Below are 1,047 nucleotides of genomic sequence, written 5' to 3' on the forward strand. Positions count from 1 at the left end.
ATGGGTTAGCTCAATACATCGCTGTACTTACACACCCCACCTATCTACGTCATAGTCTTTAACAACCCTTATAGATACTTACGTATAGGGAAGACTCATCTTGGGGAAAGTTTCTCGCTTAGATGCTTTCAGCGATTATCTCGTCCGCATTTAGCTACCGGGCAGTGCCATTGGCATGACAACCCGAACACCAGTGATGCGTTCACCTCGGTCCTCTCGTACTAGAAGCAACCCCCCTCAATCTTCCAACGCCCACGACAGATAGGGACCGAACTGTCTCACGACGTTCTAAACCCAGCTCGCGTACCACTTTAAATGGCGAACAGCCATACCCTTGGGACCGACTTCAGCCCCAGGATGTGATGAGCCGACATCGAGGTGCCAAACACCGCCGTCGATATGAACTCTTGGGCGGTATCAGCCTGTTATCCCCGGAGTACCTTTTATCCGTTGAGCGATGGCCCTTCCATACAGAACCACCGGATCACTATGACCTACTTTCGTACCTGCTCGACATGTCTGTCTCGCAGTCAAGCTAGCTTATACCATTACACTAACCGCATGATGTCCGACCATGCTTAGCTAACCTTCGTGCTCCTCCGTTACGATTTAGGAGGAGACCGCCCCAGTCAAACTACCCACCAGACACTGTCCTCATTCCCGATTAGGGAACTAAGTGAGAACATCAAACATTAAAGGGTGGTATTTCAAGGATGGCTCCATAACGACTGGCGTCGCTACTTCAAAGCCTCCCACCTATCCTACACATTAAGGCTCAATGTTCAGTGTCAAGCTATAGTAAAGGTTCACGGGGTCTTTCCGTCTTGCCGCGGGTACACCGCATCTTCACGGCGATTTCAATTTCACTGAGTCTCGGGTGGAGACAGCCTGGCCATCATTACGCCATTCGTGCAGGTCGGAACTTACCCGACAAGGAATTTCGCTACCTTAGGACCGTTATAGTTACGGCCGCCGTTTACTGGGGCTTCAATCAAGAGCTTCGCTTACGCTAACCCCATCATTTAACCTTCCAGCACCGGGCAGGCG

General features: G+C 50.9%; 1 rRNA gene. It reads right to left on the reverse strand.

The features are described 5' to 3' along the window. Positions 1-1,047, reverse strand: a 23S ribosomal RNA gene (locus ACFFIT_RS13230); the annotation flags it as partial.

Source organism: Thorsellia kenyensis, from assembly GCF_042432445.1.
In the GTDB taxonomy this organism is placed as follows: Bacteria; Pseudomonadota; Gammaproteobacteria; order Enterobacterales; family Thorselliaceae; genus Thorsellia; species Thorsellia kenyensis.